The organism is Virgibacillus salexigens (genome assembly GCF_014905415.1).
Lineage (GTDB): Bacteria > Bacillota > Bacilli > Bacillales > Amphibacillaceae > Virgibacillus > Virgibacillus salexigens.
In genome coordinates this window covers 461,114-474,840 of sequence record NZ_BNEO01000002.1, presented here as the reverse complement: position 1 = coordinate 474,840, position 13,727 = coordinate 461,114, and the positions used below count along the sequence as shown (strand labels likewise).

At 34.7% G+C, this 13,727-nt stretch carries 19 protein-coding genes and 1 pseudogene; all 20 read right to left on the bottom strand.

Features of this window, described 5'->3' with window-relative positions:
* Positions 1-195: 195 nt before the first annotated feature.
* Positions 196-780, bottom strand: coding sequence for a GNAT family N-acetyltransferase (locus JKP73_RS09955; protein ID WP_200411165.1), 585 nt, complete (start codon positions 778-780; stop codon positions 196-198).
* Between the two features lie 638 nt (positions 781-1,418).
* Positions 1,419-1,697 carry a GNAT family N-acetyltransferase gene (locus JKP73_RS23140; RefSeq protein ID WP_234447095.1) on the bottom strand — a complete coding sequence of 93 codons (279 nt, stop codon included), beginning with the start codon at positions 1,695-1,697 and terminating at the stop codon, positions 1,419-1,421.
* 97 nt (positions 1,698-1,794) lie between these two features.
* Positions 1,795-2,541, bottom strand: a complete 747-nt coding sequence (locus JKP73_RS09945) for a metallophosphoesterase family protein (protein ID WP_200411164.1) — start codon at positions 2,539-2,541, stop codon at positions 1,795-1,797.
* Between the two features lie 325 nt (positions 2,542-2,866).
* Positions 2,867-3,259: a group-specific protein gene (locus tag JKP73_RS09940; protein ID WP_188941919.1), complete on the bottom strand. Its 393-nt coding sequence runs from the start codon at positions 3,257-3,259 to the stop codon at positions 2,867-2,869.
* Between the two features lie 516 nt (positions 3,260-3,775).
* Positions 3,776-4,063, bottom strand: coding sequence for a TIGR04104 family putative zinc finger protein (locus JKP73_RS09935; RefSeq protein ID WP_021291487.1), 288 nt, complete (start codon positions 4,061-4,063; stop codon positions 3,776-3,778).
* Positions 4,064-4,159: 96 nt separating this feature from the next.
* On the bottom strand, positions 4,160-4,540 hold the full coding sequence (locus JKP73_RS09930) for a VOC family protein (RefSeq protein ID WP_021291488.1): 381 nt from the start codon (positions 4,538-4,540) through the stop codon (positions 4,160-4,162).
* 511 nt (positions 4,541-5,051) lie between these two features.
* A complete protein-coding gene (locus JKP73_RS09925; RefSeq protein WP_021291489.1) occupies positions 5,052-5,264 on the bottom strand; it encodes a hypothetical protein in 213 nt (70 codons plus the stop codon).
* Positions 5,265-5,327: 63 nt separating this feature from the next.
* Positions 5,328-5,531 (bottom strand): hypothetical protein, encoded by a 204-nt coding sequence (locus JKP73_RS23135; RefSeq protein ID WP_074436658.1) that lies wholly within the window; start codon positions 5,529-5,531, stop codon positions 5,328-5,330.
* Positions 5,532-5,616: 85 nt separating this feature from the next.
* Positions 5,617-6,024, bottom strand: a complete 408-nt coding sequence (locus tag JKP73_RS09920) for an NUDIX hydrolase (RefSeq protein WP_021291490.1) — start codon at positions 6,022-6,024, stop codon at positions 5,617-5,619.
* A gap of 47 nt (positions 6,025-6,071) precedes the next feature.
* Positions 6,072-6,379 (bottom strand): annotated as a pseudogene (locus JKP73_RS09915) (hypothetical protein).
* A 243-nt stretch (positions 6,380-6,622) separates the two neighbouring features.
* Positions 6,623-6,787 (bottom strand): hypothetical protein, encoded by a 165-nt coding sequence (locus tag JKP73_RS09910; RefSeq protein ID WP_021291491.1) that lies wholly within the window; start codon positions 6,785-6,787, stop codon positions 6,623-6,625.
* A gap of 110 nt (positions 6,788-6,897) precedes the next feature.
* Entirely contained in the window at positions 6,898-7,353 is a 456-nt protein-coding gene (locus JKP73_RS09905; RefSeq protein ID WP_160807203.1) for a DUF4181 domain-containing protein, read from the bottom strand.
* A gap of 444 nt (positions 7,354-7,797) precedes the next feature.
* A complete protein-coding gene (locus JKP73_RS09900) occupies positions 7,798-8,181 on the bottom strand; it encodes an ASCH domain-containing protein (RefSeq protein WP_438874668.1) in 384 nt (127 codons plus the stop codon).
* A gap of 73 nt (positions 8,182-8,254) precedes the next feature.
* On the bottom strand, positions 8,255-8,617 hold the full coding sequence (locus JKP73_RS09895) for a hypothetical protein (RefSeq protein ID WP_021291493.1): 363 nt from the start codon (positions 8,615-8,617) through the stop codon (positions 8,255-8,257).
* A 63-nt stretch (positions 8,618-8,680) separates the two neighbouring features.
* Positions 8,681-9,175 carry a DinB family protein gene (locus tag JKP73_RS09890; RefSeq protein WP_200411163.1) on the bottom strand — a complete coding sequence of 165 codons (495 nt, stop codon included), beginning with the start codon at positions 9,173-9,175 and terminating at the stop codon, positions 8,681-8,683.
* 197 nt (positions 9,176-9,372) lie between these two features.
* Positions 9,373-9,849 (bottom strand): SRPBCC domain-containing protein, encoded by a 477-nt coding sequence (locus tag JKP73_RS09885; protein WP_160807204.1) that lies wholly within the window; start codon positions 9,847-9,849, stop codon positions 9,373-9,375.
* A gap of 265 nt (positions 9,850-10,114) precedes the next feature.
* Positions 10,115-10,339, bottom strand: a complete 225-nt coding sequence (gene hfq / locus JKP73_RS09880) for an RNA chaperone Hfq (protein WP_021291496.1) — start codon at positions 10,337-10,339, stop codon at positions 10,115-10,117.
* A gap of 38 nt (positions 10,340-10,377) precedes the next feature.
* Positions 10,378-11,313, bottom strand: coding sequence for a tRNA (adenosine(37)-N6)-dimethylallyltransferase MiaA (gene miaA, locus JKP73_RS09875; RefSeq protein WP_021291497.1), 936 nt, complete (start codon positions 11,311-11,313; stop codon positions 10,378-10,380).
* A gap of 24 nt (positions 11,314-11,337) precedes the next feature.
* Entirely contained in the window at positions 11,338-11,787 is a 450-nt protein-coding gene (locus JKP73_RS09870) for a Dps family protein (RefSeq protein ID WP_021291498.1), read from the bottom strand.
* A gap of 56 nt (positions 11,788-11,843) precedes the next feature.
* The gene (gene mutL, locus JKP73_RS09865) at positions 11,844-13,718 is read right to left on the bottom strand and encodes a DNA mismatch repair endonuclease MutL (RefSeq protein ID WP_200411162.1); all 1,875 of its coding nucleotides are present in this window, start codon (positions 13,716-13,718) and stop codon (positions 11,844-11,846) included.
* Positions 13,719-13,727: the final 9 nt, after the last annotated feature.

Below are 13,727 nucleotides of genomic sequence, written 5' to 3'. Positions count from 1 at the left end.
AATTTATCGAATCTCTTTTTCATGCTATTCTTCCTTTCTAATTAGGAATACTCCTTATTTACATTATTCTATATATAGACACCGATTCCTCCTAGGTAGTGCCAATGGCCTCAATTCGTTATTCAACAAATAGCGCTTTTTTCAATATCGGGCCTCAATCCTTGTTCCACAATTTCTCCCCGATTGAGGAATAAACTAAATTAGTTTTTTCACAAAACAAATACACTCGTGAACTCGCTTAAATTTACTCTTCACACACTCTCTATCTTCACCAAGATAATGTGCGAATGCTTGGACTGGATACAATTTTGGAACCTCACTTTTTAGAACTGACTTTAATTCTTCTTTTTGATCCAAATATACATGCAGATACGATTCTACTTTTTCAAACTGATTAGCCTCATACCAACTATTTACCCAGTAATCTCTTGTCCATGCTTCAAGACGATTCAGGCCAATATCCTTGGACATTTCCTCAGCCTTTAGGAGTAGTTTTTTACCTATTCCTCTCCTGCGGAAATCTGGATGGACTGCTACATGCCATATCATTCCACCTATTCCCTTTCCTCTTGAACAGACCGCCCCTTCTTTTGTCTCATATTCAATATCTATTAAACCAACAATTTCGTTATCAATCACCGCCACTAATTCAATTGATGGATTTTCATACTTTTCCTTTTCACTGAAAACGTTATCATAATATGCTGTATCCAAAAAAGAAAGCACTCTACATCGAACCCATCCCAATTCATCATCTACACTGTATTTCCTAATCTTCATAATTACTTCTCTCCTTAAATTGTTATTTTTTGTTAGATACTCTTGGAATAAATAAAGACCTCCGTTAATACGAAGGTCTTTTTAAAAAATAATTTTAAATTTTTAATATCATTAACTTCTTAATGAGGGGGCATAAACCATCGTATGGATTTTTGTTATAATTTTATAGTTTTTCATTTGAATCCCCTCCCTCACCTAATATCCAACAAATTTAATTATACAAATAATTCTTAAAAAAGGGAAGGAATGTCCGAATAACACATTTTCTAACTTGCAATTTCCATTTTGCTCATTTACTTCATGAAGCTAAAATATATTCTACGGGCACGATTGTAGAAAGTCAAAAATGATAATGATTGCTACTCTATCCTGTCGAACTAACTTACCGTTAACTCATTTCTATAAATGTATCTTCTATAAATTGGTATTCTCTGTCTAAGATACTCATAAATACATCTGTTTCATACTTACCTCAATTAAAGCTCCTTCTCTTTCTACACCTTCTTGAATAAAACCACACTTTTCGTAGCACTTTATTGCATGTTTATTATATTGAAGCACCCGCAAATCGACTCGATGTAGGTGAAGTTCTTAAAAAGCATACTGTAATACTAATTGTGTAATCTCTGTTCCTAATCCTAAATTCCAGACGGAGGGGTCAAATAAACCCACAGCATAACGTCACGATTATCAGCTTTATTAATTGATAGCCTTGCTTGTCCAACTAATCGTCCTTCAAATTCTACACACCATTCCAGCTTATTTGATTTTATGGCATCTATGAAATTTTTCGCTAGTTCCATAGTCTTTGGGGATATATTTTTTGTATCTCCACCGTACATTTTGACAAGTTCTTTGCTTACCTCAACATTAAAAAAATCCTCAACATCTTTCTCTATTGGTTGCCGTAAAAACACTTCATTTCCTTTAATTAGTGGAGCTACATTTATATTTCCCCTCCAAAGATTAGACTTTTCTTCAGCAACTGCGCCCTTTTATTGAAATAAATGTATATTATGCTTTCTCCAATAATCTTGCAGCCTCAGCAGCTGTTGGAACTTCAAGCACGTTCTTTTCAGCAAACTCCTTCCCCTGTGGGTCTCCGCTTCTTTTGATCCATTTTGCAGCCATTTCAAAATCGTATGTCGTCCGACGAAATTCAACTCCCATTGGACTAAGTAGAAGCCAGTATGCTCCTGGTTCATCAGCGAATGGCATCCCTACACTACCAGCATTTAAAATACGTATATCACCTGCTTGTCTCTCAAATTGCATGTGAGTATGACCACAAACGACAATCTTTTGCTGGACGTCTGAGAAAATATTGGTGATCCGTTCCTGCGGGGTAAGCGGCGTAAATATTTCTTCATCACTACTCGGCGTAGCATGACAAAATAAAACGTCGCCTAATCCACCAACGGGAAGCGTTATCGTTGTTGGTAATTCTGATAGAAAATCCCTTTGAGACCGGGTTAACTGACTAGCTACCCATTGTTGGTTTTCACGTCCCTTTTCCGACATAGCAGAGGGGAGTGGTATACCATCAAAAGCCATCACCACTTCCCTGTCTCCATTTCCACGAATAAAATTAACCGTATCAGCCAATGATAAAACCCGTTCTAAAGACCGCCTAGGCATAGGTCCAGAAACTATATCCCCTCCAACGACAATTGAATCTGGTTTAATTTCTTCAAGTTCCTTTAGTACCGCACTCAATGCTGGTAGGTTCCCATGAATATCATAAAGTGCAGCAATTTTCATACTAAGTCCTCCAATCTAATATTTTCGTTTTTTTTCGCTTTACTTATGTAAACGAATATTTCAAATAAAAAGATACGCCTTTGTTAAAATTCTCAATGAGGCCGCTGGAATCCTCTTTCACCAATCTAGCTCTACCCTTGAATAAGCAAATGAAATTATCTCTTTGGCTATATTTCAAGCAACAATATGCCTCTATTCAGGAATAACTACGACTTTGATTTAAAGTATATGATTTTAAAATTACCTTCATCCAAATCTTCAATATTAGCTTTAACAAGAGTCTTCATCTTTCCTTCTTTTTAGTTTTTCTCTAAATCCAATAGTCTTAATCTTTTTCTTTTACAGTTAGAAAATTCACCAACTCATCTAAGGTCCCAGTAAACTTTAAAACTTCTGATAAATGATAAAAAGTGCTTGACTTTGCAAAGTCTTTCCTTTGATCATTTGGTGAATAGAGAATAACTTTCTTATTTAGTCCTAGGGCTATCCCTAACTCAATATGGCTACTTTTTCCTGCTGGTAATAGAATCACTATAAAATCAGATTCAATCACAGCATTCTTTTCTTTTTGACCAATTTGTTTTAATTCTTTAAATGTCGAAGCTCTTTTATTTTTAGTCCAATCATATGTATGGATATAACCCTTATTTTTCAACTGTTCACTAACGTAACGTACTTTATCTATATTTTTGAAACTTGATGCAACATAAAACTTCATTTTGTTCTCCTCTCTTAAGAACAGCATTAAAATTCTATGATTCCCCACAATTAGTTATTCCAGAATCCCCTATTGCAAAATAACCTCCTTTTAGCAATCTGATTCGTTTCAACAATACTGAAAGCATATCCTTTCTTCCAGAAATGTACCCGCCAGACACAACGATTACCCAACAAATGTTAAAGCCAGCAAACTAACAGCAAGTGTAAGAATTGCAACCCCAATGATTATGTACATGACAGACTCAAAAGATGAAAGATTCCTATGCTTCTTCTTATTTGTCAAATCTCTTAAATACATAAAGGAGCTAAAAACTAATATTGCTAAAGCGACTACCAGCAATATTTCTGCAAAGAATATCAAACAAACTCCCCCTTAAATAACCAAGGATTACATCTAAAGTTAGAAAATTGATTTAATTTATGAATCGCATGATTGATTTAAATTGCACCCTTCTTAGGGTGTTGCCTATTTGCGATTCGTCCATTAATTTAAATTAACTCTAACAACATCCTTTTACCAATAAGGCTCTTCTTCATTAGACAAACTTAAAACAAATGGATACAAACCTAATACTAAAAATGAAATAAAAATGGCAATAATTAATGATGCGCTTACAGAAATTTCTAACCAAGCGTTTATAGGTAAAAACACTATAGGAATAAGCACGAACACGCCAGCTCTTGTTCTGGATGAAGCGGATTCGTATTGTTTTTTACCACAATATGGACATTTTAATCTAAAGGTAGTTCTAATGGTTTGTTTCCAAGACCATTTTTCACCGCAATTTTGACAAATTGGCATTTTTAATCCCCCTTTATATTAATCTTCACAAAGGAAATGACTGATTTCTTCCGCACGTTTGCTTAATAACAATTGGGCTTTTTTAGAAAGGAATATTTAGCAATTACAAATCATAACGACATTTCCGTCTGGATCTTTTATATTAAACCAGGCTGTATCGCCTACACGCTCTATTTCTCTCACAATTTCAATGCCTTTGTCTTTAATATATTTATACGCTTCCTCAATATTTGGAGCATATAAATTAAAAATTGGGCTTGGGCTTATACTATGTTTGAATTCAGGATCAAACGTATGGTCATCTAGAGTTAGAGAAGTTGTCCCGACTAAAGGTATATTATAGACTGGTGAAACGACTTTATCTAAATCAACATCTAACCCTAACAATTCCGTGTACCATTTTGTTGAGATCTTCAGATTAGTTACGTGAACAAACACCCCATTCATTTGGTTCTTAACTGGTAATGCTTTTTTCATTTTAAACTTCCTCCTTTTCCGCTCTTATTCAAGAAAGGAGCAGATACATAGTCGACGTTTAGCTGGTCATCTTTTCTTCCCTGACTCTTCGTATTGTAATAATTAGTCAGCATAATACCAGAATACTTGAATATTTTATGGTTCACTAATACCTACCGCAAGCAAAAGAAAATAAGCCACTGCTAAAATTGCGCTATTCAGTACGATTCCTGTTATCACAAACTACCATTTTTAAGATATTACAGCAAAAATAATCCCAAATACTGAAAGTCCTGCTTAATACATAGATAACTAGAATCAAGTTTGCATTAGGACCTCTTATTATTAAGAAGAAAAAAACACTCACTACCACTGTTGATAGTGATAGAATCCCCTATACATTCTTTGCTTTTACCTTATGCAAATTTGCAACCTCTTAACTTTGATAAAATCATCTAATCGCGTTTTAAACCTGTTTGTATATATCTAAAAACAGGGAATAAATCGCTCACAAATTCATTCTAATCCTAACCTACATTCTTGGTCTTTTATAAACACTAAAGATTACCAAGCAGATGGTTAATAATAAAATGGTCAGTACCAAAGGGTTATCTTTTCCGAATACACTCGCTAACAGATAACCAAACGTAGGGATTCCAAAGAAGGATAAAATGGACGGAATAATAAACATTCCTAATAAAATGCCAAGAATAAATATCAAAGAAGTTACCTTTTTCCCACTCAAATACATCCCCCTAGATATTCAAATTTATTTAGCAGTCTGTCCGCTTCTTAAGAAATACATTTTTCAATAATTTCTATCTAAAAAAAGAAGCAAATAACTTGCTGAGCAGAGAAAGATTGCAGCTTGAGTTAGGATATAAATAGATAATTCAATGAAAGTTAGCTTTCTTTCTCGCTTTATTTTCTTAAAATGTCTATAATAATAGAAAGAACATAGGAGTAGTAGTATCGCCGATAGTTGAAATATATTCTCCAACAGATTAATCAATAAACCATCTCCTCTGATTAGTCACATACATACCCCACTTTTAAAATAATTTTATAAATTAGCCTTTATCTAAAAACAAATTATTTTAAAATTCAACGTAAAAAGGGTGGCTTTTCTCATTTAAACTATATTGAATTCTCTGCTTGAAATTTTTCCAAGTTACTATTTCCAATGCTTTCTCGATAGGGAAGAAGTTGACTTCCAATGCTTCTGAAGTCGCAGTTAATTCTCCTCCTATTGGTTTACCTAAAAATAATGTATTACATATAGAAGCAGTGACATTTTGAAATACACCACAAAACTGTGTAACCTCAATATCTAAACCGCATTCCTCCTTTGTTTCCCTAACTGCCGCATTCTTTAAGGATTCACCTACTTCAACTTGTCCACCAGGTATTTCCCATCCTCTTTTAGGTCCTTTAATTAATAGTATTTCTTTATGGTCATTTAATACAATAACTGCTGCTGATATAATATGTTTCGGCGATGACATCTTTGATCCCCCGTTCTTAAATTTTAACACTCGATATAGAAAAGTAGTTATTTATCAATGATTATTTCTTGTTTACTAAACATCTCATAAGCAAAATATCTAAATAAATAACCTAATCCAGTTCCTAAACTAACTGTGATTAGTAAAAAACAGGGACAAATATGCCTGAAATTATGCTTATGCTACAACCGCAGAACATTCCTAAAGGTATTAAACTATCTAATAAATATTGAATGCTTTTTAATTTTTTCTTACCTAGGGTACCTTGGTTATATTTATATTTAAGTCTTTCAATTACAAATACTCCGATTCCTCCAGCTATTACAACAAGTGCAATTGCCATAAAAAACCCCATTTAGAATCTCCTTCATTAAACTTTATTCTTTAAAATGCTATTTAGTTTAATAGTAACGTTTCGCTTAAAAGATAAATAGCCTGAATAGTAAAAAAGACTAGAAATATTCCAATAAATCCTAGTAAAAGTAAGATGCTACTGATGATGTATTCGCTTGCTAATATTATCCTCTTCTTTCATAACCTAGGCCAACTGAAGAAGGATGTTTCTTTTGCCAGAAAAAATGCCCAATTGCGACTTTATTTAGTTCGCTTTCTTAGATAACGTTATTATAAGCGCGAATAAGATTAAACCGAGTATAGAACCCAAAACAAATCCCCAAGAAAAATAATGAAAAATAAAATATAATAGCAACATCGTAATTAGATATCCTACTAGAATAGCTGGCAAAAACCTCTTTAAATTCATTGCTAATACCTCCTATAAAAAGCATCACTCTATTTCTGACGAAGGTTATTCCAGATATACGTCGATTGTTCTGTTTTAATTTGATTTTTCATCATATTATTGACCAATTTTTAAGTTATTCCACGATCTGTCCCGAGTCTTGAACAATCAAATAGCTTTTTAACATAGGATGCTAAAAGGGAGTACCAAAAGCTGCAACTAAACATAAAAAAAGCTGAACCAATAAAAATTACACTATAACCTATAGCCCAAACAAAGCTAATTATATATTCTTTTTCTTCCTCTATACCTTTTTTATATTCCATCACAGTACGAATACTCATCAGGATTGTTAGAAAACAAAACAATAATACATAAATTGCTATATAGGAAAGAGACAAAGCTGCTATAAGAACACTAAAGATAAAAACAATCAACAAAGTATTTTCTATCCATTTATGGGTATTATTAACCGGTTTATATAGACGGATACCAAAAACAATGTTATGTTTTTTCCTGATGAGTATGTCTAAGCTAAGAGTACCAACCAACCCTACAAGGATAAAGCCCAGCAAGTAATTGCTCATTAAACCTCCCCTTTACAGTTGAATTAATGAAATGTACCTTAAAAAGGGAAACGCTAAGTCGAAGACGAATTCAATAGAGGAGACAAGAAATTCTTCAAAAGATATTTTGAATCAGTTCCTAAAATTAAGTCTCGTATTCATTCAAACAGAAAATAAACCTTCATGTACAAGCCCATTATACTAGATCATCATCACTTCCAATAAATCCCAAATCTCTTTAGATATTTCACTTCTTACTTAACCTATTTCATATAGAAATGAGTAACCTTATCCTATGGTCGAGAACTCTCTAAAATGGACGACCAATTTATTCTGTTCCCTCTCTATTTTATAGCACAGCAGTTGATGAAAAAGGGGGTATTCCTAAAATTATTGTTTAGTATATCGAATCGAGGGGATATCACATTAAAAGAGTGGCACTTGCGCACCGATCGCAGAATAATATTACGCTTCTAACTTAACTGATATGGCTAATGTCCCCCATTCCTTTTCTTTTTCTGGAGTATATATTTTATATGTATTTTCCACCATTTCTTCAACAGACTCGCCAACCGTATCTATATCGCTAGGGGAAATGTCTTCGTACATTTCTTTGAATGTATTATAATTTCTTAGACCTGTAACTTTCACTGTTACAGCATCGTTTTTGTCAGGGATTTGTACAAATTCAATTTTATCTCCAATATTTAACTTTCTTCTTTTTTCATCATATAAACGAACTTCAACAATTTTTCTACCTAATTTAATGGAGTTAAATGGTATTTCAAATAATCCCATCTTGTGAATCACGATTTCTTCACTCCTTACTAATTCTTGAAAAATACCCATTACTATATTTCAAACACAATCCTTTACCTGGTTCGCACCTTATTCTGAAACACCTAAAAATCGTGGAATAGCATTATTTAAGTCGGTTTTCCAAGGATTCAGTTGCCAGTTTAAGTGCAGTTAAGCGACGCTCATTTATTGTTTTTTGCGAACTGCCTTCTTTTGCTTTTGCTATCTGTTTTTCGATAGATGCAATAAAACCTTGTAAAGTATCCTTAGGGGCCAATATGATTTCTTCGTCATAAAAAAACGCTTCCCCTTTCCAATCGTCTTTGAAACTTTCTAAACCAATTTTTACTGCGTTTCGCCTTTTTTTAACAAGACTTATATTTGACACTTTTTCAGTCATGCTTTTATAAGCAGTTGAAAGTTTATTTAAAGTTGAGTCCAAGGATTTAATGGATAAATCTTGGATTTCTATGCTAGCAACCACCATATACGAACCTCACTTTCTTTTTTTAGTAATTCAAGGATCTGACTGTAAAGCTAATGAAGCTTTTTAAGAGCTGGATTTTCCTGCCCAAGCTCCTTGCATTTTACTTAGGAATACAATTTGCCCTATATGATAGGCGTCGTGCATTGCTAAACTCTTCAGTTCAAGCATTAATGAATTATCTTCTCCTGGAACCTTTCTATACAAATCCTCATGTTCTGATTTTGCTAATATTTTTCCAAGCTCACGATGAACATAAAAGTATTCTTGTTTTGTTTTCTTCCAATTATCTACCGTCTTCGTTGGTAATCGAAAAGTAGATTCATTGTTTTCTGCCTGTGGTTCATTCGCAGTTTCACCAAGAAATCGCATCAGAAATCTCTTTTCATAGAAAAGTAAATGACACACTAATTCCCAAATGGAATTCATTGCCCCATCAGTTGGTTTCCAAATTGCCTGTTCAAAAGTAATATCCTCTAGCGCTTTTTCAAGTGGCGGAAACCAGTCTCTTTCATCTAAGCAGCTTGCCCATTTTTGTAACAAAAGTGTCTTTGCCTCCATTTTCTATTCCCTCCAATTTATTCCTTTTAAAGATAATCCCTCAGGAAATCTCATTTTTGCAAAAATTCATTTTACAATGACTTACTCCAGAATATGGCTCTGTTCTCAAAAATCAGGGACAGTTCTATAATCGAGCATTGTACCCGATTACTTAAGATCGATCCTATTTATAAAGTCATAATGATTTTTATAGTATGTCATTCGGTAAAGATAGCGAGATTCTCCAGTGTGGACATTAAACCTGCATCGTGATCCTCCTTTCGTATTCCTTCAGGTACGTTTTCGCAAACGATAGTGACCTTTGTACCTTCTGAAATGGTTTCCAAAAACCATTTTTGTGTCATCTCACCTGAGAACTCTGGATCCTCGGAATCGAACGTTACGGATTGAACAATTCGCTTGTCTGGAACTAGTTCCAAAAATTTCCCTTGGGCTACATCGGTGTTTTCCGAAGTTTTTCCAGAATTTGAGTGATCCATTTCGTACGTAAGGGTTACTCTATAAGCTCCGCCTTCACGGGGGTCAAACATGTCAATATGACCCGCCATTCCTTTCGGTGGAAGCCAAGAAACCAATGCTTCCGGGTTTATGAATGACTGATAAATGGTTTGTGGTGAAGCCATAATCACTCTTGAAGCAGAATCTATTCTCTTATTATTGGATGGATTCGCCATGATGAAATCCTCCTTTTTTTCGTTATGTCACTGAGTCTTTTTTAGTTTATCACATATAAATGCTCGAAATTTCTTCTCGATTGCTTAAAAATTATCCATTAATCATCAAAATAGCCGTTTGACCCAGTTCTTATCCGAGGGAAGCACCCTATTACAGAATATCGATATATGTTGTAGCCAATAGAAAAGAGCGGCACCTTTACCGACTAATCCAGCAGTACGTGCCACCCTTTTTATTTACTGGGCTATTCCCATATTCTCAATATTATTCCTTTTCCAGTTCAACGTTCTTGACTGGGGAAAAGGTAGAAATCGCATGTTTAAAAATTAATTGTTGCTTCCCATCTGTTTCCATTAACACTGTGAAATTATCAAAAGCCTTAATAACCCCTCTTAATTGAAAACCGTTTGTTAGAAACATGGTAACCGAGATATGGTTCTTCCTTAGCTGATTTAAAAATTGGTCTTGAATGTTAACGGTTTGCGCCATCATACTTCCTCCTCATTTCTGTCTATATATATTAGTTTCTACCTATCTTTTAAGAATCCTGCAAGATCATACAAAATTTTTCTAAATTTTTCATTAATTGTTTCAGGTATGATTGAATACCAATCAACATTCATCTTGTTCCTAAACCAAGTATATTGCCGTTTTGCATATCTTCTGGAATTCTGTTTCAATGTTTCGATTGTTTCAGAGAGGGAGCTCTCACCTTCAAAATAAGGGATAAACTCTTTGTAGCCAATTGCTCTCATTGCCTGTTCCTGTGCATACCCAGCTTGGTAAAGGGAACGAACTTCTTCAACTAATCCCTTTTCAATCATCTCGTTGACCCGTTGATTAATCCGGTCATATAACATGGTCCGATCCATTTCTAAACCAATCAGTTTTAAATCGTATGGCGATTCGGTTTGCTGTTGTTTTTGATAAGCTGTCATCGTCTTTCCTGTTGATTCATAGATTTCTAATGCTCTAATTACTCGCCGATGATTGTTTGGGTGAATCCTGCTTGCCTGTTGTGGGTCAATTTGCTGTAAACGCTGATAAGCAGGTTCAATCCCCATCATTTCGATTTCTTTTTCGATTCGTTGAATTATTCTATCATCCTTTTTATGCGTTGGGAAATTATAATTGTATAGAGCTGCTTGAATGTATAAACCACTTCCGCCAACAATAATCGGAATTTTATTTTTACTTGTTATGTGATCAATATACTCCATAACATAATGCTTAAAATCAGCAGCCGAAAAAGACTCATCTGGCTTTTTTATATCAATCAAGTAATGAGGCACCCCTTGCATTTCTTCGTGGGTAATCTTTGCTGTCCCAATATCCATTCCTTGATAAACCTGCATAGAGTCTCCGCTGATAATTTCCCCATTGTATTGCTTTGCAATTGCAATACTTAATTTTGTTTTGCCTACAGCCGTAGGCCCTACGACTGCAATAACCTTTTTTTTCATGAGTATTCCCCTATTTTTATCTCATTATTCATATGCAATGTAAGCTTTTAACATCCAAATATATTTCTCTAATTTCGCTTGAATACCGATAAGTAAATCCTCTGATGGAGCATCATTTAGTTGTCTCGCTTCAGGCAATCCTTGATTTCGAATTTCCGTAATTATTTGTTCAAAATCATGAATTAATTGGCTCATCAGCTCATTCTCTTTATCATCCGCACTGGCTTCCACTAGTGTTGCTTCTTTTAAATACTTTATCATCGTTGCAAATGGCTTCCCATTGATCATTAGAATTCGCTCAGCTACTTCATCAAGGTCTTTCGCCATTTCTTGATACATTTCTTCAAACTGGGAATGTAACTGGAAGAAATGACGACCTTGAACAAACCAATGATAACGATGGAGTTTCACATATAGTACAAATTGATTGGAAAGTAATTGATTCAGGAATTGGATTAATTTTTGGTTTTCCATAGCGTACACCTCACTTATTTTCTATTAGTGTTTGGAGGTGAAGCTATTTTTATACTTTACATGACACGTTTAAACATTTTTTCCAATTCATAGGTTGTAAAATGGACGATAATTGGTCTCCCATGCGGGCATGTAAATGGATCACTGGTTTTCCTCAGATCGTCAAGTAAATGGTACATTTCATCTTGATTCAGGTAGTGATTTGCTTTAATGGATCGTTTACATGACATTAATGTTGCAGCCTCTTCACGAATGGTTTCAACATTAATCTTCTCTTCATTCATAATTTGATCAACCATTTCTCGAATGACTTCTTCTTCAAATCCAGTTGGAAACCAATTAGGATGGGAGCGAATAATATATGTTTGTTGCCCGAATGACTCAAAAAATAAACCTGCAGCTTTTAATTCTTCTTTATACTGATCGATCCATATTGCTTCTTCTTTAGAAAAATCAAAAGTTAACGGGATAAGTAGCTCTTGTAATTCATTCGCTGGCTTTCCTAGTTTCTTTTTAAAGAATTCGTACTTTACCCGTTCTTGTGCTGCATGCTGATCAATCATATATAACCCATTTTCATTTTGTGCCAATATATAGGTCCCTTGTAATTGTCCAATGGGATACATGATAGGTATCCGTGGATCATGTGTATCTTGTATTGAAGAACTATCTTCTTGCTGATAAGTGAAGTCGTTTACCTTATTCCAATTGACATTGCTTTGCATTTCGTTCTGCGCTTCTTGACCATCCGTATACGTTTCTTCTTGAGGTTCTTTTATTATTGGAACTTCGGATTGATTGATCAACGGTTCATTTTGAACGAAAGAAGGTTGAACTGAATCAGTTGAAACATTGGATGCAGCATAGGAGTCATGATCATCAAAATGCATCCGGTGCTGTACGGATTTTTCTTTTGGTTCCGGCTTATGTTGAACCTCTGGAATTAAGGTCTGCTGTCTGAATTTGGAAATTATGGTATGTTCGATCGCTTGAAATAACTCCTTATCTTTACTAAAGCGAACTTCCAGTTTGGTTGGATGAACATTTACATCGACCAGTATTGGATCCATGTGGATCGATAAGACGACAATAGGCGAACGTCCAATTGGTAATAGCGTATGATATGCCCGCATGATCGCCTGGGTTAACGGGATGCTCTTAATATACCTTCCATTAATAATCGTAGAAACATAGTTCCTTGATGCTCTAGTCACTTCCGGCTTTGCAATATAACCTTCGATTGTAAAATCCAATGTTTCATGTTTTACATAAAGCATTTGGCGCGCAACATTCATTCCATAAACTTGTGAAATAACCTGTAATAAATCGTCTGTTCCTGCCGTCTTAAATAATCCTTTTCCATTATGAGTCACTTCAAAACGAACCTCAGGATGAGATAAAGCCAATCGATTCAGTAAATCTGTAATGTGACCTAACTCGGTATGAATGGTTTTCATATATTTTAAACGAGCAGGTGTATTGAAAAACAAATCACGTATGGTGATTTCTGAACCTTGTCTGGCAGTGGTCTTTTGTTTCTGAGTAATTTTGCCGCCTTCCAATTCCAAATACGTACCTGCTTCATCACCAGTAGAAGTCTGGACCGTTAATCGGCTAACGGAAGCTATACTAGCAAGTGCTTCTCCACGAAAACCAAGTGTTTGAACATGGAATAAATCATTTTCGTTCTTTATTTTACTTGTGGCATGCCTGAGAAATGCATGTTCACAATCTTCTTCCGACATCCCTTCACCATTGTCTGTTACTTTAATTTCTTGTAAGCCTGCTTCCGCTATGTCAATTTTTATCCATGTACTGTTTGCATCTATACTATTTTCTACTAGTTCCTTTACCACAGAAGCAGGTCGCTCCACTACTTCCCCAGCAGCAATTTTATTAGCAAGTGCATCTGGCATCTGCATAATTTTCATGCAAACAAT

What these genes read in the sequence shown, in the direction of transcription:
- JKP73_RS09955 (WP_200411165.1), bottom strand. Translation starts at nt 780, where the DNA reads ATGAAGATTAGGAAATACAGTGTAGATGATGAATTGGGATGGGTTCGA.
- JKP73_RS09945 (WP_200411164.1), bottom strand. Translation starts at nt 2,541, where the DNA reads ATGAAAATTGCTGCACTTTATGATATTCATGGGAACCTACCAGCATTG.
- JKP73_RS09940 (WP_188941919.1), bottom strand. Translation starts at nt 3,259, where the DNA reads ATGAAGTTTTATGTTGCATCAAGTTTCAAAAATATAGATAAAGTACGT.
- JKP73_RS09935 (WP_021291487.1), bottom strand. Translation starts at nt 4,063, where the DNA reads ATGCCAATTTGTCAAAATTGCGGTGAAAAATGGTCTTGGAAACAAACC.
- JKP73_RS09930 (WP_021291488.1), bottom strand. Translation starts at nt 4,540, where the DNA reads ATGAAAAAAGCATTACCAGTTAAGAACCAAATGAATGGGGTGTTTGTT.
- JKP73_RS09920 (WP_021291490.1), bottom strand. Translation starts at nt 6,024, where the DNA reads ATGTCATCGCCGAAACATATTATATCAGCAGCAGTTATTGTATTAAAT.
- JKP73_RS09910 (WP_021291491.1), bottom strand. Translation starts at nt 6,787, where the DNA reads ATGAATTTAAAGAGGTTTTTGCCAGCTATTCTAGTAGGATATCTAATT.
- JKP73_RS09905 (WP_160807203.1), bottom strand. Translation starts at nt 7,353, where the DNA reads ATGAGCAATTACTTGCTGGGCTTTATCCTTGTAGGGTTGGTTGGTACT.
- JKP73_RS09900 (WP_438874668.1), bottom strand. Translation starts at nt 8,181, where the DNA reads ATGGGTATTTTTCAAGAATTAGTAAGGAGTGAAGAAATCGTGATTCAC.
- JKP73_RS09895 (WP_021291493.1), bottom strand. Translation starts at nt 8,617, where the DNA reads ATGGTGGTTGCTAGCATAGAAATCCAAGATTTATCCATTAAATCCTTG.
- JKP73_RS09890 (WP_200411163.1), bottom strand. Translation starts at nt 9,175, where the DNA reads ATGGAGGCAAAGACACTTTTGTTACAAAAATGGGCAAGCTGCTTAGAT.
- JKP73_RS09885 (WP_160807204.1), bottom strand. Translation starts at nt 9,849, where the DNA reads ATGGCGAATCCATCCAATAATAAGAGAATAGATTCTGCTTCAAGAGTG.
- hfq (WP_021291496.1), bottom strand. Translation starts at nt 10,339, where the DNA reads ATGGCGCAAACCGTTAACATTCAAGACCAATTTTTAAATCAGCTAAGG.
- miaA (WP_021291497.1), bottom strand. Translation starts at nt 11,313, where the DNA reads ATGAAAAAAAAGGTTATTGCAGTCGTAGGGCCTACGGCTGTAGGCAAA.
- JKP73_RS09870 (WP_021291498.1), bottom strand. Translation starts at nt 11,787, where the DNA reads ATGGAAAACCAAAAATTAATCCAATTCCTGAATCAATTACTTTCCAAT.
- mutL (WP_200411162.1), bottom strand. Translation starts at nt 13,718, where the DNA reads ATGAAAATTATGCAGATGCCAGATGCACTTGCTAATAAAATTGCTGCT.